Genomic DNA, 17,069 nt, shown 5'->3' with positions numbered 1-17,069 from the left:
GGCTGGCACGATACGTGGACATCAGAGCAGGACATCGCCCCTCCCCCGGATCGGCCGACACGTCTCCTCACCGGGCACAAACCAACAAAAAACCCCGCTGCCATTGCTGGAAGCGGGGTTTCTGTTTGGGATGCCATCAGGACGTTCGACGTCCGGTGGGATCAGCTTTCTGCGGGCGGAGCCGGCAATGCGCTGGTCGCTGGCGCCGCAAGGTTCAAGCCGTTGACCGGATCGACAGCGACGCCACCGATCGACGCCTTGCCGTCCTTGACCACAATCTCGTGGGTGACGCCATCGAGGGTAAGTTCGGCGGTAAAGCCATCCCAGCCGCTTGGCAGGACCGGATCGACATACAGCGTGTCGCCGGCACGACGAATGCCGAGAATGCCTTCGACCGCGGCGCGGTAGAGCCAGCCGGCGGAACCCGTATACCAGGTCCAGCCGCCGCGGCTCTGATAGTCGCCGGCACCGTAGACGTCGGCTGCAACCACGTACGGTTCGACGCGGTAGGTTTCGGCGGCATTCCGGTCAAGCGCATGGTTGATCGGGTTGAGCATCTGGAAGCACTTCCAGGCATCGTCGCCGCGCTTCAGCCGGGCGAGCGCGAGCACGACCCAGATTGCACCATGGGTATACTGGCCACCGTTTTCACGCACGCCGGGTGGATAGGCCTTGATGTAGCCCGGATCCCTGCGCGTGTCCTGGAAAGGCGGGGTGAAGAGGCGGATGATACCCGCATCCTCGTCCACGAGCTTGTCCATGACCGCGTTCATAGCCTGCTCGGAACGATCCGGCCTGCCTTCGCCAGACAGCACACTCCAGGACTGGCCGAGCGAATCGATGCGGCATTCGTCGCTCTTGGCCGAGCCGAGCGGAGAACCGTCGTCGAAATAACCGCGGCGGTAATACGCACCGTCCCAGCCATCCGATTCCAGCGCAGCCTTCAGCGTATCGATATGCTTGCTCCAGCGATCGGCACGCGAACGATCCTTGCGGGCTTCCGCATAGGGCAGGAAGTTTCGAAGCGCAGCCGCCAGGAACCAACCGAGCCAGACGCTCTGACCACGACCGGCCATGCCGACACGGTTCATCCCGTCGTTCCAGTCGCCACCGAGAATGAGCGGAAGATCCAGGTCTCCGGTCCGCTCAACTGCGAGATCGAGCGCGCGCGCTGCGTGTTCATACAGATCGGCGACCTCGTTGGAGATCTCCGGCTGGATAAAGGCGTCGTGCTTGTTTTTTTCCAGCATCGGTCCGGTGAGGAACGGCAGCTTCTCATCGAGCATCGACAGATCGCCGGTCACCGACACATACTGGTGGATCGCGTAGGCAAGCCACACCACGTCGTCGGAGATCGTCGTGCGAACACCGGCGCCGGTGTTGGGAAGCCACCAGTGCATGACATCGCCTTCGCGGAACTGCCGCGACGCCGCATTGAGGATCTGCTTGCGGGCAAGCGACGGCTCATGCAGCAGGAACGCGAGCGTATCCTGCAACTGGTCGCGGAAGCCGAAGGCACCCGATGCCTGGTAGAAGGCGGTACGGGCCATGATGCGGCAACCGAGTGCCTGATAGGGCAGCCAGTGATTGACCATGTTGTCGAGCGACTTGTCCGGTGTCGTGATCTTCAGGCGGCCGGTGAAACCGCTCCAGAAGCTGCGGTTCTCCGAAAGGATATCCTCGAACCGGTCGCCGCGAAGCGCCAGTGCAAGGCTTTCCGCCTCCTGCTTCGTTGCAGCATCGCCGAGGAAGAAGGTGACTTCGGTTTCTTCACCCGGCGCCAGTTCGACGTCGTAGGCAAGTGCTCCGCACGGGTCGCCGTCGAGATCGAGCGAGCCGCTGAGGCTTGAACCGGAAACGACCGCTGCCGGCAACTGAACCGAACCGAACTTGCCGACAAACTCCCGACGGCTTGCCGTAAAGCCCGACGGTGTCTCGTGCATGCCGAGGAAGGCAAAGCGCGAGAAGTTGATGCTGAACGGGTTGGTCGCAAACAGCGTGCCCGTCGCCTCGTCACGGCTGGACAGGATGAATGGCGAGGTCTTGGCAGGATTGGTGCCCAGCAGCCATTCGACATAGCCGTAGATGCGCAGCTTCTTCGTTTCCGAACCGGTGTTGCGAAGCTTCATATGCGAAAGCTTCGCGGACCGGTTGCGGTCCACCGTCTGGGTCAGCGACAGCTTGACGCCATCTTCCTCGGTCGAGAACACCGAATAGCCGAGGCCGTGACGGGTTTCGAACACGGTTTCGGGACGACGCGACAGAGCCGCGAACGGCGTGACCACGGTGCCCTTGTCGATATCGGCCACGTAGAAGCCTTCACCGGGACGGTTGATGACGAGATCGTTGGTCCACGGCGTCATCTGGTAGTCGCGCGAGTTCTGCGCCCAGGTAAAGCCTGCGCCTTCCGCGGAAACGTGGAAGCCGAAATTGTCGTTGGAGATGACGTTGATCCACGGATGCGGCGTCGACTGACCACCGTTGAGGCGCACGACATATTCGCTGCCATCAGCGGAGAAGCCGCCAAAACCGTTCCAGAATTCGACGCCGGCCGGACCTTCGCTGGTCTCGACGGGAGCAGCGTAGATCTCGCCGTTCAGCAGCGGACGGCGATCAACCTCGATCTCCTGATCCTTCGGCGGGGCGAAGATCGTGCTGGTCCGGTTCAACTGATCGCTGATGCGGCCGTTGCGCGCATGAAGCACGACGCGGGACGCGGCAATCAGACCATCGGCGCCGGCACCTTCGATCAGGTCGCGGCGCAGCGTGAAGACGTGCTGGCGTCCACCTTCCTGACCCATGCGGGCAGACATGTGTTCGATCGACGTCTGTACTTCCTGGGCACCCTCGGTTGCCCGCTCGTTGAAGATGACGAGATCAGACACAACGCCGCGCGAGCGCAGGTACTGCTGCGCAAGGATAGCTTCCTTGGCAACCGGCATGTCGTTTTCGTCATTGATGCGCAGCGTGAAGATCGGCAGGTCGCCGGACACCGCCGACGGCCACAGCCCCGACTGTGCCTGCATGCCGGCCTTCAGCGTCGGCTGATCGGCCCGAAGCTGCATGTCCGGATAGACCAGATAGCGGGCGAGATGCTGGAAGGCCGCGGCATCCTGCGAGGTAACGCCGAGATGGCGCATCTGCACCTGCGTGCGGGTCCAGGCCTGGGTCAGTTCGTTCTGGAAGGTTTCGGCATGACGATAATGTTCGATCGCCTTGTCGAGATCCTCGCGCCGTGGCGCGGCGATCGTCCAGAAGATAACGCTGACCTTCTTGCCCGCCGGCACACGAACTGCGCGGCGCAGCGACAGGATCGGATCGAGCGTGAAGCCGTCGGTGTTGGACAGCGACGCACCCGGATCGAAAGCCGCTGCTTCCGACAGCGTGCGACCCCGGCCGAGGAACTTGCGACGGTCTGTCTCGTATTCGGTCGGGCGCGAAGACCCGGCATTGTCGGCGGCAAGATGTGCCACGATCATGTCGGGATCGCTGAGATCGCGCTTGTTGCGCCAGGCGCGGATGACGTCGCCACGCTTGCCGATCTCGGTGCGGATAAACATGCGCGAGAACACGGGATGGCCACTGTCGCCATCGTCGCCGGCAATCACAGGCTCCATGTAGGAGGTCACTTCGATGAAGCGGTCCTCGTCGCCCATGTTGAGCAACGTCACGCGACGGCCTTCGGCATCGTGTTCGGTGCCGACGATGACTTCGACCGTGCTGGTCAGTTCGCCGACCGTCTTGTGGAATTCGGCCTTTTCGTCACCGAACACCGTCTTGGTCTGCTCGCCTTCGGCGCGGCGCGGTTCGGCCGTGGTGGACCACCACTCGCCGGATGTCGTGTCGCGCAGGAAGATGAACTGCCCCCAGCGGTCTTCGGTCGGATCCGCCTTCCAGCGGGAAACCGAAAGGTTGTTCCAGCGCGAATAGCCGGAACCGGTCGCCGTCAGCATCAGCGAGTAATGGCCGTTGGAGAGCAGAACCAGTTCGCGGTCCTTGGTGGCCGGGTTGGTGACCGTGCGGATTTCCGGACGCAGCAGCTCGCCGCCGCCGGTGCCGGGCTTTTCCTCGTGCTTGGCGCTCATCACAGGAATATCGCGCGGTGCCTTTTCCTGCAGCAGCAGTTCCGCCGCTTCGATTACAGGATCGGCGTGGAAGAGTTCGCGCAGCAGACCGTTCATGACGACGTTGGCAACGGCTGCAATCGACATGCCATGGTGGTGGGCATAGTAGTTGTAGACGACCGCACAGCGCTTGCCTTCCGGCACGCGGGTCGGCGTGAAGTCGACCGCATCATGGAAGCCGTAGATGCCGAGCGCGCCAAGCTTGCGCAACTCGTTCAGGTTTTCGACGGCCGCGATCGGATCGTACTGGCTGGCGAGGATCGAGGCATAGGGTGCGATAACGGCATTCTGGCCGAGACCGCGCTTCAGACCCAGCGTCGGCACACCGAAGTTGGTGTACTGATAGTGCATCTGATGATCGAGCGCGTTGAACGCGGCTTCCGAAATGCCCCATGGCGTGCCGAGACGGCGGCCGTGGTTCATCTGTTCCTTGACGATCAGGTTGTTGGTCTGGTTGAGGATACCACCCTGACGCTCCTGCATGACGAGCGGCGGCATCAGGTATTCGAACATCGAACCCGACCAAGAGACGAGCGCACCGCGCGCGCCGATCGGCACGACGTGACGGCCAAGCTTGTACCAGTGTTCCGTGGGCAGATCACCCTTTGCGATCCCGAACAGGCTGGTGAGACGCGCTTCGGACGCGAGAAGGTCGTAGCAGGCCTCGTCGACCTCGTTGCTTTCGACCCGGTAGCCGATCGACAGAAGGCGGCGGTCCTTGCGGAACAGGAACTTGAAGTCCATTCCGAAGGCGATCTTGCGGGCACGGTCACGCAACACGGCGAGACGGTCGCGCAGTTCCTCGATATTGCCGTTGTCGAACGTGCTGTCGCCGATATGCGCTTCGCAGACGGCAACCAGCGACGCTGCCCACTTGGTCACTTCCTCGCTCTGCGCGGAACGCACCTCATGATCGAGATTGTGCGACAGCTTCTGGATGTCGCGGGCAAGCACCGACAGGTTGATGATGCGGATCGAGGCAAACTCGTGCTCGCGCTTGACGGCGGCGAGCGCGTTTGAGAAGCCGATGATACGCTCCTCAAGACGGCGGCGCAGCGGACGGACGGTCTTGCGATCGTCCGGCAGCGACTTCAGCGTTTCTTCGAGAATGCCGACGACATCGCCGAGACCATCGAGATTGCCCTGCAGATGCGCAGAAGGCGCTTCCGCCCAGACACGGCAGGCCGACGAAATGGCGATCAGATGGCCCGCGAAATTGCCGCTGTCGACCGACGACACATAGCGCGGCATCAGAGGCTTCAGGGTATCGGTGTGATACCAGTTGTACATATGGCCGCGGAACTTGTCCGCACGCTCGACGGTCGCAAGCGTCTGCTCGATCCGTTCGATCGTTTCGGTAAACGAGATCCAGCCGAAATGCCGTGCTGAGACAATCGACAGAAGATAGACGCCGATATTGGTCGGTGACGTCCGCTTGGCGATCGAGGGATTTGGCTTTTCCTGGTAGTTGTCAGGCGGCAGGTAGTTCTGCTCGGCCGTGACGAAGGTTTCGAAATAGCGCCAGGTCCGCCGCGCGATCTTGCGCAGCTCGACCGAGACGTTCTCAGGCACGAACAGCTTGTCTTCCGTCTCGGCAGACTGGCTGACATACCAGGCAACCAGCGGCGAGAAGATCCACAGGATGGCGAACGGAATGCCGACCAGGAACGCGTTGTCGCCCGGCAGTGCCGCAAGGATTACCGAGAGAACGGCAATCGCCGGCGCATGCCACATGGCACGGTAGTAATCGGTAGGGCTGCCCTGGGCGCCCGACTGGATCGAGGCCGCGGTCTTCCATTCCAGCATCAGCTTGCGGCTGACGAGCAGGCGATAGAGCGAACGGGCGATCGCATCGGTCATGATGCAAGCGGAATCGGCGATGAACACGATCCGGAGCGCCACCTGCGCATTGGTGGAGCGCACATCCGACCAGACCGAATAGAAATGGGCGCTCGTGACATTGTCGCTGGAGCGCGGCAGAAGGTTGGTGAGAAGCGAGATGGTGGGCGCCACGAACAGCGAGAAGATCAGCAGAATTTGCCAGATCAGCGCACCGAGCGGATCCATGAAGTACCAGCCGAGGATGGAGGCGAAGAACCATGCGATCGGGGTCAGCGACCGGCGCAGGTTATCGAGCATCTTCCAGCGGCCAAGGGCGCTGACGCCCCGCTTGGCTTCAAGAATGTAAGGCAGGAGCTGCCAGTCGCCACGCGCCCAGCGATGCTGGCGCGAGACCTCGACCTCGTAGCGAACCGGGAAATCCTCGACCAGCTCGACATCGGTGATGAGCGCGCAGCGCGAGAACGAGCCTTCGAGAAGGTCGTGCGAGAGAACGGCGTTTTCTTCGATACGGCCCTTGAGGGACGTCTCGAACGCGTCGACGTGATAGAGGCCCTTGCCCGTGAACGAGCCTTCGGCCGTCAGGTCCTGATAGACATCGGAGACCGCAAAGACATAGGGATCGAGACCGCGGCCGACCGAAAACACGCGCTGGAAGACCGAGGCTTCCTTGCCGGTCGTCAATGACGGCGTCACGCGCGGCTGCATCAGACCGTAGCCGCGCACGACCTGATGCGTATCAGGATCGATGACGGGACGGTTGATCGGGTGATGCATCTTGCCGACCAGCTTGGTCACCGCATCGCGGATCAGGCGGGTGTCGGCATCGAGCGTCATCACATACTGGACATTCTCCGGCACCATGTTGGCGCCCTGGAGATAGGTCGTGTCACGATCGCCGCGGAGCAGAAGATTGAGTTCGTGCAGCTTGCCGCGCTTGCGCTCCCAACCCATCCAGGCGCCTTCGTTCGGGTTGAACAGGCGGCGGCGGTGCAGGAGGTAAAAGCGCGTCCCCGCCTCTTCCATGTAGCGGGTGTTCAGCGCTGCAATCTCGCGCTTGGCATATTCGAGGATTTCAAGATCAGCTTCCTGTTCCTCGAACTTGGCATCGCGCCAGTCGCTGAGGAGCGCGAAATAGATCTCGCCCTTCGGGTTGGCCAAATAATGGACTTCCAGATTGCGAACGAGTTCATCGACCGTGTCGCGGTCAGCGATCAGGCAAGGCACAACAACCAGCGTGCGCGCCTCCTCCGGAATGCCTTCCTTGTATTCGTATCCGACAAGCCGGGCCGGTTTGACGAAATAGGTCACGACCGTATTGAACAGACCGGTCGCGCCTTCCGACGCGGGCAGCGCGAACATCAGAAGCAGGAAGAAGACGACCACCAGCGGAATGGCAGCCGCCACGAGGAAATAGCCGGTAACGGCGAGCGCCAGAAAGGTGAGAAGCATAACCGGGCCGCCGATGGCGAACCAGCCGAGCTTGCGGTAAGCGCGCACAGCCCGCTGCAGAAGCGGCGGCTGGTAGCCGACGGCCGTTTCCAGCTCCTTGCGGCGGCGCCCGACGATGAAGGCGCCGATATTGGTTTCGCGCTCGTCCGGATTTTGCGCCCGTGCTGCGATCGCAAGATCAACGGCAGCCTGGGTCACCTCGGCTTCGCTGCGCTTGGAAACGCGGGCGATCTTTTCGATGCGGCTGCGGAAGGCATTGCGCGAGCCGAAATCGAGCGCTTCGTAATCCGTGTGCTCGCGGAAGATCTTGTCGATCTGCGAGACCTCTTCGAACCAGACACTCCACTCCGTATCGTCGATCAGGCGCAGGCTCTTGATGATGTTGCCCATCGTCACGTTGCCGGACGACAAGCGGCTCTGTTCCGCCTGCATCACGGTTTCGACAGCCTTGCCGGACGCGACCAGCCGCTTCTCCAGCCATTCGATGGCAAAGCCGGAATTCTGCGAGGCATTGCGCAGGCGATAGAGGAACTGGCTGGTAAACGTGTTGTCGTCGGTAAGGCCTTCGAGGCTCTTCAGGAGCTCGGCACCGGCAGTCTCGTCGTTGAGACGAATGATCTCGTCGGCGGCATCGTTGGCGCGGCGACGCATGTTGCGCGAGCGATCAACGCGGCTGGCGATACGACGCAGGTTCTCAATAAGAACGAAGCGGATGAACGATGGCAGCGCCCAGAGTTCGCCGATCTCGAGCGGCTCGTCGGTCTGGTAACCCTCGACCATCTCGGCCAGCGTTTCGCGCGAAATGCTGCTGTGGGTGTGCGCCACATAAAGCCATGCCAGCGAGAGAACGCGCGGGATTTCCTGGCTGCCGATCTTGGTCGTCGGCAATTGCTTGAAGAATTTCTTCGGGAAGTCGCGGCGGACTTCCTGGATCGCTTCCTCGACAATGTAATAGTTGTCGAGCAGCCATTCCGCGGCAGGCGTGATCGAAGCACCCGCATCGACATCCTGCGCGGCGGCGCGATAGACCCTCAGAATTTCCTTCTCGTTTTCCGCGTGGCGCGTGAAAAACTCGAATTTCATGAAGCCCGGCAGATCGGCTGCACCTTGCCGACCCAGCGTTTCTCCACATTGCCGAAGATCATCAGCCGTAAAATACGTCGCGCGGATCGAATCGTTATGATCGATCTGCTTGCTTTCCGTTTCGCGGGTAGAAGCCGAAGGCTGAATATCAGGGGACATGGATGAACTTCTGAATGAATTTCGTTTCACGAACTAAGATGCGAAGCATGAGATAGAGAGCGATCCTTATATTGCAAATCGTGGATCAATCGCTATCGCATCTGCTCACGCAGTAAGACATTGTCGGCTCTAGGGCCAACAGCCTGAATAAATGCTGAATGCGAGGCTGTTCATTTGCCTGAACGATGATGGCACTGCTAAACGTGAACGATACGAGTGAGCAGCTTGGACGCGTTTGCAGGCAGATAGGGTGATGGAACGATGACGATCAAGTTTACCAACGACATGAGCGAAGTTGTGGCAACCCGCCACTTTCTGCATCAGCATCCCGAACTTGGCCTCTCAGAATTCACCACTTCGGACTATATCGCGGCAAAGCTTGAGGAATTCGGTTACGCCGTCACCCGCGGCCTCGGCAAGACCGGCATCGTTGCGACCCTGAAGAACGGATCGAGCGATCGATCGGTCGGCATTCGCGCCGATATCGACGCGCTTCCGATCGAGGAAGAAACCGGCGCGGACTACGCCAGCCTCAACAAGGGCGTCATGCATGCCTGCGGTCACGATGGCCATACCGCCATGCTTCTGGGTGCCGCAAAGATACTCGCACAGCGCAAAAACTTCGACGGCACACTCAATCTGATCTTCCAGCCGGCCGAAGAAAATTTCGGCGGCGCCAGGCTGATGATGGAGGACGGACTGTTCGATCGCTTTCCCTGCGACGCCGTCTTCGGCCTGCACAATGACCCGAGCCTGCCCTTCGGCAAGATCTTCGTCAAAGAAGGGCCTATCATGGCGGCGGTCGACGAATGCCGTATCGTCGTCAACGGCCGCGGCGGCCATGGTGCCGAACCGCAGGATGCCGCAGACCCGATCGTCGCCGGCGCCAGCATCATCATGGCGCTGCAGACTGTCGTTTCCCGCAACATCCATCCACTCGATCCGGCCGTCGTCACGGTCGGCGCGTTCAACGCCGGCATCGCCAGCAATGTCATTCCGGAGCGGGCAGAAATGGTTATCACCATCCGGTCCTTCGACCCTGCCGTGCGAGAAAAGCTGGAGGAACGGATCCGCGGTGTAGCAGTTGGCCAGGCGGCAAGCTACGGCATGACAGCGACAATCGAATATACCCGCGGCTACGACGCGACCGTCAACCACAAAGCGGAGACGGACTTTGTCAGGGACCTGGCGAAGAAGGTTGTCGGCCCGGAAAACCTTGCCGAAATCGAACGGCCGATGATGGGCGCCGAGGACTTCGGTTATTTCCTTGCGGAGAGGCCAGGCACCTATTTCTTCTTAGGCACCGCAAGAACCAAGAACGATCCCCCGCTCCATCATCCGAAATTCGACTTTAACGACGACGCCTTGCCGATCGGGACAAATTTCTGGGTGGAACTGGCAGAAGCCTATCTGCCGACGACACAGGGCTGAAACAGTAAGCCTTCCGATCCGGGCGCGGATCGGAAGGCTTCGTTGCTATTGAAACCTTGAATTTCGGAAACGTGTCAGGCGAGAATACCGAGCGTGACTGCCCCGATGAACACGAAGGCGGCAGTCACAAGGCCTGCATATGCTACCCACTGCCACCTGCTGACGACGCCCGGGGCGCGGTGAGGGAATGCCCGAGTATGATGCTGGATCGGCTGCATGCGAACCTCCCGGTTTTGTGTCTCTTCCCATGTAGTTTAGCTTAACTCTACCAAGCTGATAGAGATAACTTTCTCCTGAGCACCACGTTCCTTGGAAAATACTTTTTTCTTAACGCCCCAACGTGCCGGTTAACGGTTTATTATGCCTGCGGCCTAAAACGAGACCTCAGGCGGCAAACCTGTCGAGCGCCAGGCGGAAAACGTCCGGGTCGATATTGCCGCCCGAGCAGACCGCAATCACCGTCTCGCCAAGGCTCTCGCCATGGAAAAGCGCCGCCGCCAGCGCAACCGCGCCGCCCGGTTCAACGACGATCTTCAGACGGTTGAAGGCAAGCGCCACCGCATGCAGCGCTTCATCTTCCGTCACCACTATGCCCGGGCCGCAGAGACGCGACATGATCGGAAAGGTAATCGTGCCAGGCTGCGGCGTGACGATCGCGTCGCAGAGCGAACCTGATTGTGTGGCGTTCTTCTGGATCGTTCCGCTCGCAAGCGAACGGGTCACATCGTCAAAGCCTTCAGGTTCGCAGGGATGCACGGTAAAGCCTGGTGCACGTGCTTCGAGCGCCAGCGAAATCCCGGATATGAAGCCGCCCCCGCCGGTCGGCACCAGAACACTGGCCTGCGTGATCCCCTCTTCCGCAGCCTGTTCGGCGATTTCCAGACCTGCCGTCCCCTGCCCGGCGATGACAAGCGGTTCGTCGAATGGCTTGATGAGGGTCAGGCCTCTTTCGCTCGAAAGCTGCCGGCCGATCTCGTCACGATCCTCCCTGGCGCGATCGTAGAGCACCACTTCGGCGCCGTAGGCCCGCGTGTTTTCAATTTTGATGCGCGGCGCATCGGCGGGCATGATGATGACGGCCGGAATGCCATGCATCCTGGCCGCCAGCGCCACGCCCTGCGCATGGTTCCCGGACGAAAAGGCGATAACGCCCTTCGCGCGAACGTCCGCCGGAAGATACGAAATTGCCGACCACGCGCCACGGAACTTGAACGAGCCGGTCTGCTGCAGGCATTCGGGTTTCACGAAGATGCGCCGCCCGGCGATGTCATCCAGAAATGACGAGGACAGAAGCGGCGTGCGGCGGGCATGGCCGGAAAGACGGCCGCGCGCGGCTTCGATCATAGCAATATCGGTCATCGGGAAATCCTTGGGGACGAACAGGCGAGACCCCGAACCTATTCGCCGATGCTGCAGGCGTAAAGATGCCGACGGCCGACAAATGCCGCTATCCTTCAGCCGTTGAACCGAGTTTCACCACCGTCTTGATTGGAAGATGGTCGGACGCGAGCCGCGCAAGCGGCGTGTCATGGGTCACGACCCTCTCAATCAGGCCCGGCCGGTTCGCCATGATCCGATCGAGTGCCAGCACCGGCAGGCGCGACGGAAAGCTTGGAACCGCCGGCGGCAGGCCGAATACGGTAGCGAGTGTGTTGAGCGCCGAGCGGTCACCCAGCCGCCACTCGTTGAGATCGCCCATCAGCACTGTCGGATGCTCGTCGCGGGAGCCGACGATGTCGAGCAGCATGCGCGCCTGCTGCTGACGCGACCGGTTGAGAAGACCAAGATGCGCCGCAATCACGCGAAGTGTGCTGCCATCCTTCATCTCGAGTTCGGTGATCAGCGCCCCGCGCGGCTCCAGCCCCGGCAGTTTGACCTGATGCACGTCGCGGACGAGACCTTCGCGGAAAAAGATCACATTGCCGTGCCAGCCATGCGCCTTGGCGACGCCGGAGATCGGCACCGGAAGCAGCCCCGTTTCACGCTCCATCCAGCCAAGATCAAGCAGTCCGCGACGTTCGCCAAACCGGCTGTCCGCCTCCTGCAGAGCAATCACATCCGCGCCGATTTCGCGGATCACGTGAGCGATACGGGCCGGATCGAACTTGCGGTCGATGCCGACGCATTTATGCACGTTGTAGGAGGCGATCAGCATGCCGCTGTCTCTGTCATGCACGGAATGAACGCCTTCGCCGCGGTTCTTGCGGGCCTTGATCGATGCCAGGATGCTGGCCGGAAGGTTGGGACGTTTCTGATGCATGATATCGCGCTTCGGTCTTGCCGATTTAAAGATAGGGCGATCCCAACCAAAGAACTTTCTCGATCAGGCGAACGGGAAACGGCCGTGATCTCAGGCTGTGAAGCGTCACCTCGGTCGAAGAGGAAATCATCAAGTCTATCCTTCGTTCCAAAGTTCGCGCAAAAGCCTCGTCCAGCACTTCCAGATCCACCTCGAAATTCAGCCGCAGCGAACGCGGATCGAGATTGGAAGACCCCACGTAGGACCAGCGGCTGTCGACGGTCAGAAGCTTGGAATGATTGAAGGCGCCGCTTGCCCGCCAGATACGGCAGTAGTTCTTCAGCATCTGGTCGAACTGCGCCGTCATCGCCCGATCGACAAGCGTCAGGTTGTTCGCGCCGGGCACGACGATATCAACCCGCACACCGCGCCTTGCCGCCGTAACCAGCGCGGTAATCAGCTCCCGGTCCGGCAGAAAATAGGGCGACACGATGCGGATCGATGACCGGGCGACGGAAAATGCGCCCATCAGCATCTTGTGGTTGGTCTCGACGCTACGGTCCGGTCCGGTCGAAACGACCCGGGCAATGACCGCCTTGCCGGGTTCCGCTGCGGGCGCGACAAGCTCCCACGCATCATCTTCCAATGTCTCGCCCGTGGTGAACTGCCAGTCGGCTGCGGCAACGGCAAAAAGGTCGGCCACCAATGGCCCGGTAACCTTAAAATGCGTATCGAGCGAAAACCCATCGCCATTGAATTCGCTCGAGAAACTTTCGCGAATGTTGATGCCGCCGGTAAACGCGACGCGGCCATCCACGACCAGGATCTTGCGATGGGTTCGAAGGTTTGCGTAAGGCAGCCGCAAGCCGACGATGACGTTGCCGTTGAAGACGCTGACCCCGACGCCGCCATCGCGCAGCATGCCGAGTACGCTTGGAACCGAGTAGCGGGCGCCGACCGCATCGATCAGCACACGCACTTCCACACCCCGCTTTACCGCAGCAATCAGGGCCTCGACAAACTGGCGTCCGATCCTGTCCCGATCGAAGATGTAGGTTTCCAGAATGACGCTCTTCTTCGCCTTGCGGATTGCACCCAGCATGGCGGCATAGGCGGCGTCGCCGGTATCCAGCGAAAGAATCGAATTTCCGGATGTGAGGTGATGGGAAGTCACCCGGTCTCCCAGCGTCTTCATCGCGCGGAACCGGTGACCAAAATCCTTGATGATCAGTGCATCTGTCGCGTCGTAGGAGGCAAAATGTGCCCACTCGCGGCCCTGCAACAGCGCGCGGCGGTCACTGATGACCGTTCGGCGGATGCGATTGACGCCGGCAAGCATATAGAGCGACGCGCCGATGATGGGCGACAGGACGATGATGCCGACCCAGCCAATCGCCGAGCGCACCTCTTCCTTCGTCATGGCCGCATGGATCGCGGCCGCCGTGCCGGCAACGAGCGAAAAGACGAACAGGATGTGCGGCCAATAGGTATGGAAGAGGTCAAGCATGAGGCGAATATATGCACCCCATCGCTTTGGGCAATCGGAGCCGGACAAAGGTTAGCCCGGCTCCTGATGACATCAGGCGTCGAGCTGCTTTTTCAGCACGTCGAGCGACGCTTCGAATGTGTCGAACAGCACGTCCAGCTGTGACTCATTGATGATGAGAGGTGGGCAAAGCGCCAGCGAGTCGCCGATCGCACGGCTGATCAGCCCCTTCTCGACCATGATCGAAAACAGTTTCGGGCCGAGCTGACCGGTGGCAAACCCTTCGCGCGGAGCAAGTTCGAGTGCACCGATGAGACCGATGCCGCGCGCTTCGATCGCCAGCGGATGACCTTCGAGTTCCTTCAGGCGCGACTGGAATTTTGGCGCAAGCGCCCGGACGTTTCCGACCAGATCGCGCTCTTCGATGATCGCGATATTCTCAAGCGCAACGGCCGCCGCGACCGGGTGGCCGGCGGCGGTGACGCCGTGTCCGAACGTGCCGATCTTTGCGGATTCGTCCGCGATCGGGGCGTAGACGTTCTCGTTGATGAGAAGCGCCGAGATTGGCTGGTAGGACGAGGAGATCTGCTTCGACAGCGTCATGAAATCCGGCTGCAGATCGAAGGTTTGCGTCCCGAACATGTTGCCGGTGCGGCCAAAGCCGCAAATCACTTCGTCGGCGATGAACAGGATGTCGTATTTCTTGAGGATGGCCTGGATGGCCGGCCAGTAACCGGCAGGCGGCACGATCACGCCGCCAGCACCCATCACCGGCTCGCCGATAAAGGCTGCGACGGTTTCGGGGCCTTCGCGCAGGATCAGGTCCTCGAGTTCCTTGGCACACCGTTCGACGAAGGCAGCCTCGCTCTCGCCCTCGAGCTTGAAGGCGCGGTAATGCGGGCAGGATGTGTGGAAGATGCCGGGCAGCGGCAGATCGAACGACCGGTGGTTGTTCGGCAGACCGGTCAGGCTCGCGGAAACGGCGGTCACGCCGTGATAGCCCTTGATCCGGGAGATGATCTTCTTCTTCTCCGGCTTGCCCATGGCGTTCGACCGGTACCAGATCATCTTGATGGCCGTATCGTTGGCTTCCGAACCCGAATTCGTGAAAAACGCCTTCGACATCGGCACCGGCGCCATCTGCACCAGCTTTTCGGCAAGCTCGATCGACGGGCTGTTCGCCCGCGATGTGAACGTATGGTAATAGGGCAGCTTGCTCATCTGCCGCGTGGCGGCCTCGACCAGCCGGTTTTCACCAAAGCCGACAGCGACGCTCCAGAGGCCGGACATGCCTTCGATGTATTTCTTGCCGTTGTTGTCGTAGACGTAGATGCCTTCGCCGCGTTCCATCACCAGCGCACCGTCGCGCTCCAGAGCGCGGGCGTTCGTGTAGGAGTGCATGTGATAAGCCTTGTCGCGGGCTTCCATGGAATTGGGCTGTACCGTCACGAAGGGCCTCCTCTGCACCTGACTGATTTTGGCGTATTCTTACGGCGAAACGCCGATCTTGGACAGCGCAAAACACTGTCCAAGAACTTCTCCGTTCGAAATAGTTGACACGACGGCTTACGTGTTCACTTCACCGTCATTGCGGCGACCGGCGGCTCGGTACCGGCAGGCATCGGGCTGATATAGGCCTGGCCCTTCAGCCGCTTCCTCAGATCCGCCCAGGCGGCCTCGCGCAGCTGCTCGCTTTCCAGCGCCACAAGACCCGTGGCGGCCATCGCCTTGGCAACGGACACCATGCCCTTGTGAGCAAGCTCGCTCTTGCCTTGCGCGACGACCTGCCATGTATGAAGCTGGGTTCCGATGGCAAGCGTTGCGCCATAGGCCTGAACGGTCGGCACCACCCAGCTGACATCGCCGACATCGGTCGAGCCGCCCATCTGACGAAGCTCGCCATGCGCTGGAAGCACGAAATCCGCCAGCGGAACATCGCGTTCGTCAAGCCGCTCCTGGCGCCAGCTCGCCGCGATATCCTCCGGCGTCAGCGTTGCACGGATCTTGGCCGCAAATTCCTGGTCGGCGGCATTAAAAGGCGGCGGGCCGAGGCTTTCCCAGACATCCTGCATCGCGTCCATCAGCGGTGTGTTGACGACGAGGTTGGAAACGCCGGCAAGGATCGTGCTTTCCACCTTCGTTTCGGTCATCAGCGCCGCACCTTCCGCGACCTTCTTGACCCGCTCGATCAGAGGCAGCAGGCCCGGCAATTCGGGTGCACGAATGACGTAGCGAACCTTGGCATGCGCTTGGACGACGTTCGGCGAAATGCCGCCGCTGTCGAGAACCGCGTAGTGGATCCGGCAATCGGATGGCATGTGCTCGCGCATATAGTTGACGCCGACACTCATCAACTCGACGGCATCGAGCGCACTGCGGCCAAGTTCCGGAACCGCCGCGGCATGCGCCGCACGCCCGGTAAAGGTAAAATCGACACGGCAGTTGGCAAGCGATGTCTCGCGCTGGACGCCTGCGAAATTGCTGGGGTGCCAGCTGATGGCGATATCGACATCTTCAAACGCACCGGACTGCACCATGAACGCTTTGGCAGCCCCGCCCTCTTCCGCCGGGCAGCCGTAATAGCGCACGCGTCCCGGCGTTCCGTTGGCTTCGAGCCAGTCCTTGAGAGCCGTTGCGGCAAGAAGCGAGGCGGAACCGAGAAGATTATGGCCGCAGCCATGGCCGTTTGCGCCGGCAGTGATCGGATCGTAAGCGGTTTCGCCCGCCTTCTGGCTCAACCCGGCAAGAGCGTCGAACTCCCCGAGAAAGGCAATCACCGGTCCACCTTCCCCAGCCTCGCCGATCAGCGCGGTCGGAATGCCGGCCACGTTATCGGTGATCCGGAACCCTTGAGTTTCCAGCATTTCCCGATGCGCTGCCGCGGACAGGGTTTCCATGTAGCAGGTTTCCGGCGTCTCCCAGACGCGGTCGGACAGCTCCCGGAAAACCTCGGTCCTGCGGTCGATAAGAGTTAAGATGTGGGGAAGATTGGAATTTACGGTCGTCATAATATGCGCCTCGATCAAGCATTCGGTCCTGAAGGCGCCAAACCCTAACCGTTTCCCGCCCAATGACAATGGACCGGCAGCTTAAAAAATAAGCGCGGCTGAAAAAATCAACACGCTGCGCTCGGCAACGCAACGCGTGAAACTTGGTATCTCGACAAGTGCATCATAATCGCTATGCTCGCGCCCGACGTCACAGGAAGACCAAGGATACCGCAGAAGACGATAACAATTTTGCGTAAATAAGGCCG

At 60.8% G+C, this 17,069-nt stretch carries 8 protein-coding genes; 1 reads left to right on the top strand and 7 read right to left on the bottom strand.

Annotated features, from left to right (window positions below; all coding sequences use genetic code 11):
* Positions 1-161: 161 nt before the first annotated feature.
* Positions 162-8,657: a GH36-type glycosyl hydrolase domain-containing protein gene (locus ACQY1J_RS04985; RefSeq protein WP_430250846.1), complete on the bottom strand. Its 8,496-nt coding sequence runs from the start codon at positions 8,655-8,657 to the stop codon at positions 162-164.
* A gap of 261 nt (positions 8,658-8,918) precedes the next feature.
* Between ACQY1J_RS04985 and ACQY1J_RS04980 the strand changes: the two genes are divergently transcribed.
* A complete protein-coding gene (locus ACQY1J_RS04980; protein WP_430250845.1) occupies positions 8,919-10,088 on the top strand; it encodes a M20 aminoacylase family protein in 1,170 nt (389 codons plus the stop codon).
* 74 nt (positions 10,089-10,162) lie between these two features.
* On the opposite strand, the gene ACQY1J_RS04975 is transcribed toward ACQY1J_RS04980, so the two are convergent.
* From ACQY1J_RS04975 to ACQY1J_RS04950, 6 genes are all read right to left on the bottom strand, one after another.
* A complete protein-coding gene (locus ACQY1J_RS04975; RefSeq protein ID WP_156466580.1) occupies positions 10,163-10,306 on the bottom strand; it encodes a hypothetical protein in 144 nt (47 codons plus the stop codon).
* Between the two features lie 166 nt (positions 10,307-10,472).
* Positions 10,473-11,447 carry a threonine ammonia-lyase gene (locus tag ACQY1J_RS04970; RefSeq protein WP_184654653.1) on the bottom strand — a complete coding sequence of 325 codons (975 nt, stop codon included), beginning with the start codon at positions 11,445-11,447 and terminating at the stop codon, positions 10,473-10,475.
* 88 nt (positions 11,448-11,535) lie between these two features.
* Positions 11,536-12,348: an endonuclease/exonuclease/phosphatase family protein gene (locus tag ACQY1J_RS04965; RefSeq protein ID WP_092659200.1), complete on the bottom strand. Its 813-nt coding sequence runs from the start codon at positions 12,346-12,348 to the stop codon at positions 11,536-11,538.
* 25 nt (positions 12,349-12,373) lie between these two features.
* Positions 12,374-13,834, bottom strand: a complete 1,461-nt coding sequence (locus ACQY1J_RS04960) for a phospholipase D-like domain-containing protein (RefSeq protein WP_062462148.1) — start codon at positions 13,832-13,834, stop codon at positions 12,374-12,376.
* Between the two features lie 72 nt (positions 13,835-13,906).
* A complete protein-coding gene (locus ACQY1J_RS04955) occupies positions 13,907-15,262 on the bottom strand; it encodes an aspartate aminotransferase family protein (protein WP_209902421.1) in 1,356 nt (451 codons plus the stop codon).
* A 125-nt stretch (positions 15,263-15,387) separates the two neighbouring features.
* Positions 15,388-16,821, bottom strand: a complete 1,434-nt coding sequence (locus tag ACQY1J_RS04950; RefSeq protein ID WP_430250844.1) for a M20 family metallopeptidase — start codon at positions 16,819-16,821, stop codon at positions 15,388-15,390.
* Positions 16,822-17,069: the final 248 nt, after the last annotated feature.

Source organism: Neorhizobium sp. DAR64860/K0K1 (genome assembly GCF_050500205.1).
In the GTDB taxonomy this organism is placed as follows: domain Bacteria; phylum Pseudomonadota; class Alphaproteobacteria; order Rhizobiales; family Rhizobiaceae; genus Neorhizobium; species Neorhizobium soli.
The sequence above is the reverse complement of the archived record's forward strand: the minus strand, read 5'-3'. Positions and strand labels throughout refer to the sequence as shown.

Bases quoted from the DNA above. Each gene is read 5' to 3' on its own strand.
- ACQY1J_RS04985 (WP_430250846.1), bottom strand. From the start codon at position 8,657: ATGTCCCCTGATATTCAGCCTTCGGCTTCTACCCGCGAAACGGAAAGC.
- ACQY1J_RS04960 (WP_062462148.1), bottom strand. From the start codon at position 13,834: ATGCTTGACCTCTTCCATACCTATTGGCCGCACATCCTGTTCGTCTTT.
- ACQY1J_RS04975 (WP_156466580.1), bottom strand. From the start codon at position 10,306: ATGCAGCCGATCCAGCATCATACTCGGGCATTCCCTCACCGCGCCCCG.
- ACQY1J_RS04970 (WP_184654653.1), bottom strand. From the start codon at position 11,447: ATGACCGATATTGCTATGATCGAAGCCGCGCGCGGCCGTCTTTCCGGC.
- ACQY1J_RS04980 (WP_430250845.1), top strand. From the start codon at position 8,919: ATGACGATCAAGTTTACCAACGACATGAGCGAAGTTGTGGCAACCCGC.
- ACQY1J_RS04950 (WP_430250844.1), bottom strand. From the start codon at position 16,821: ATGACGACCGTAAATTCCAATCTTCCCCACATCTTAACTCTTATCGAC.
- ACQY1J_RS04965 (WP_092659200.1), bottom strand. From the start codon at position 12,348: ATGCATCAGAAACGTCCCAACCTTCCGGCCAGCATCCTGGCATCGATC.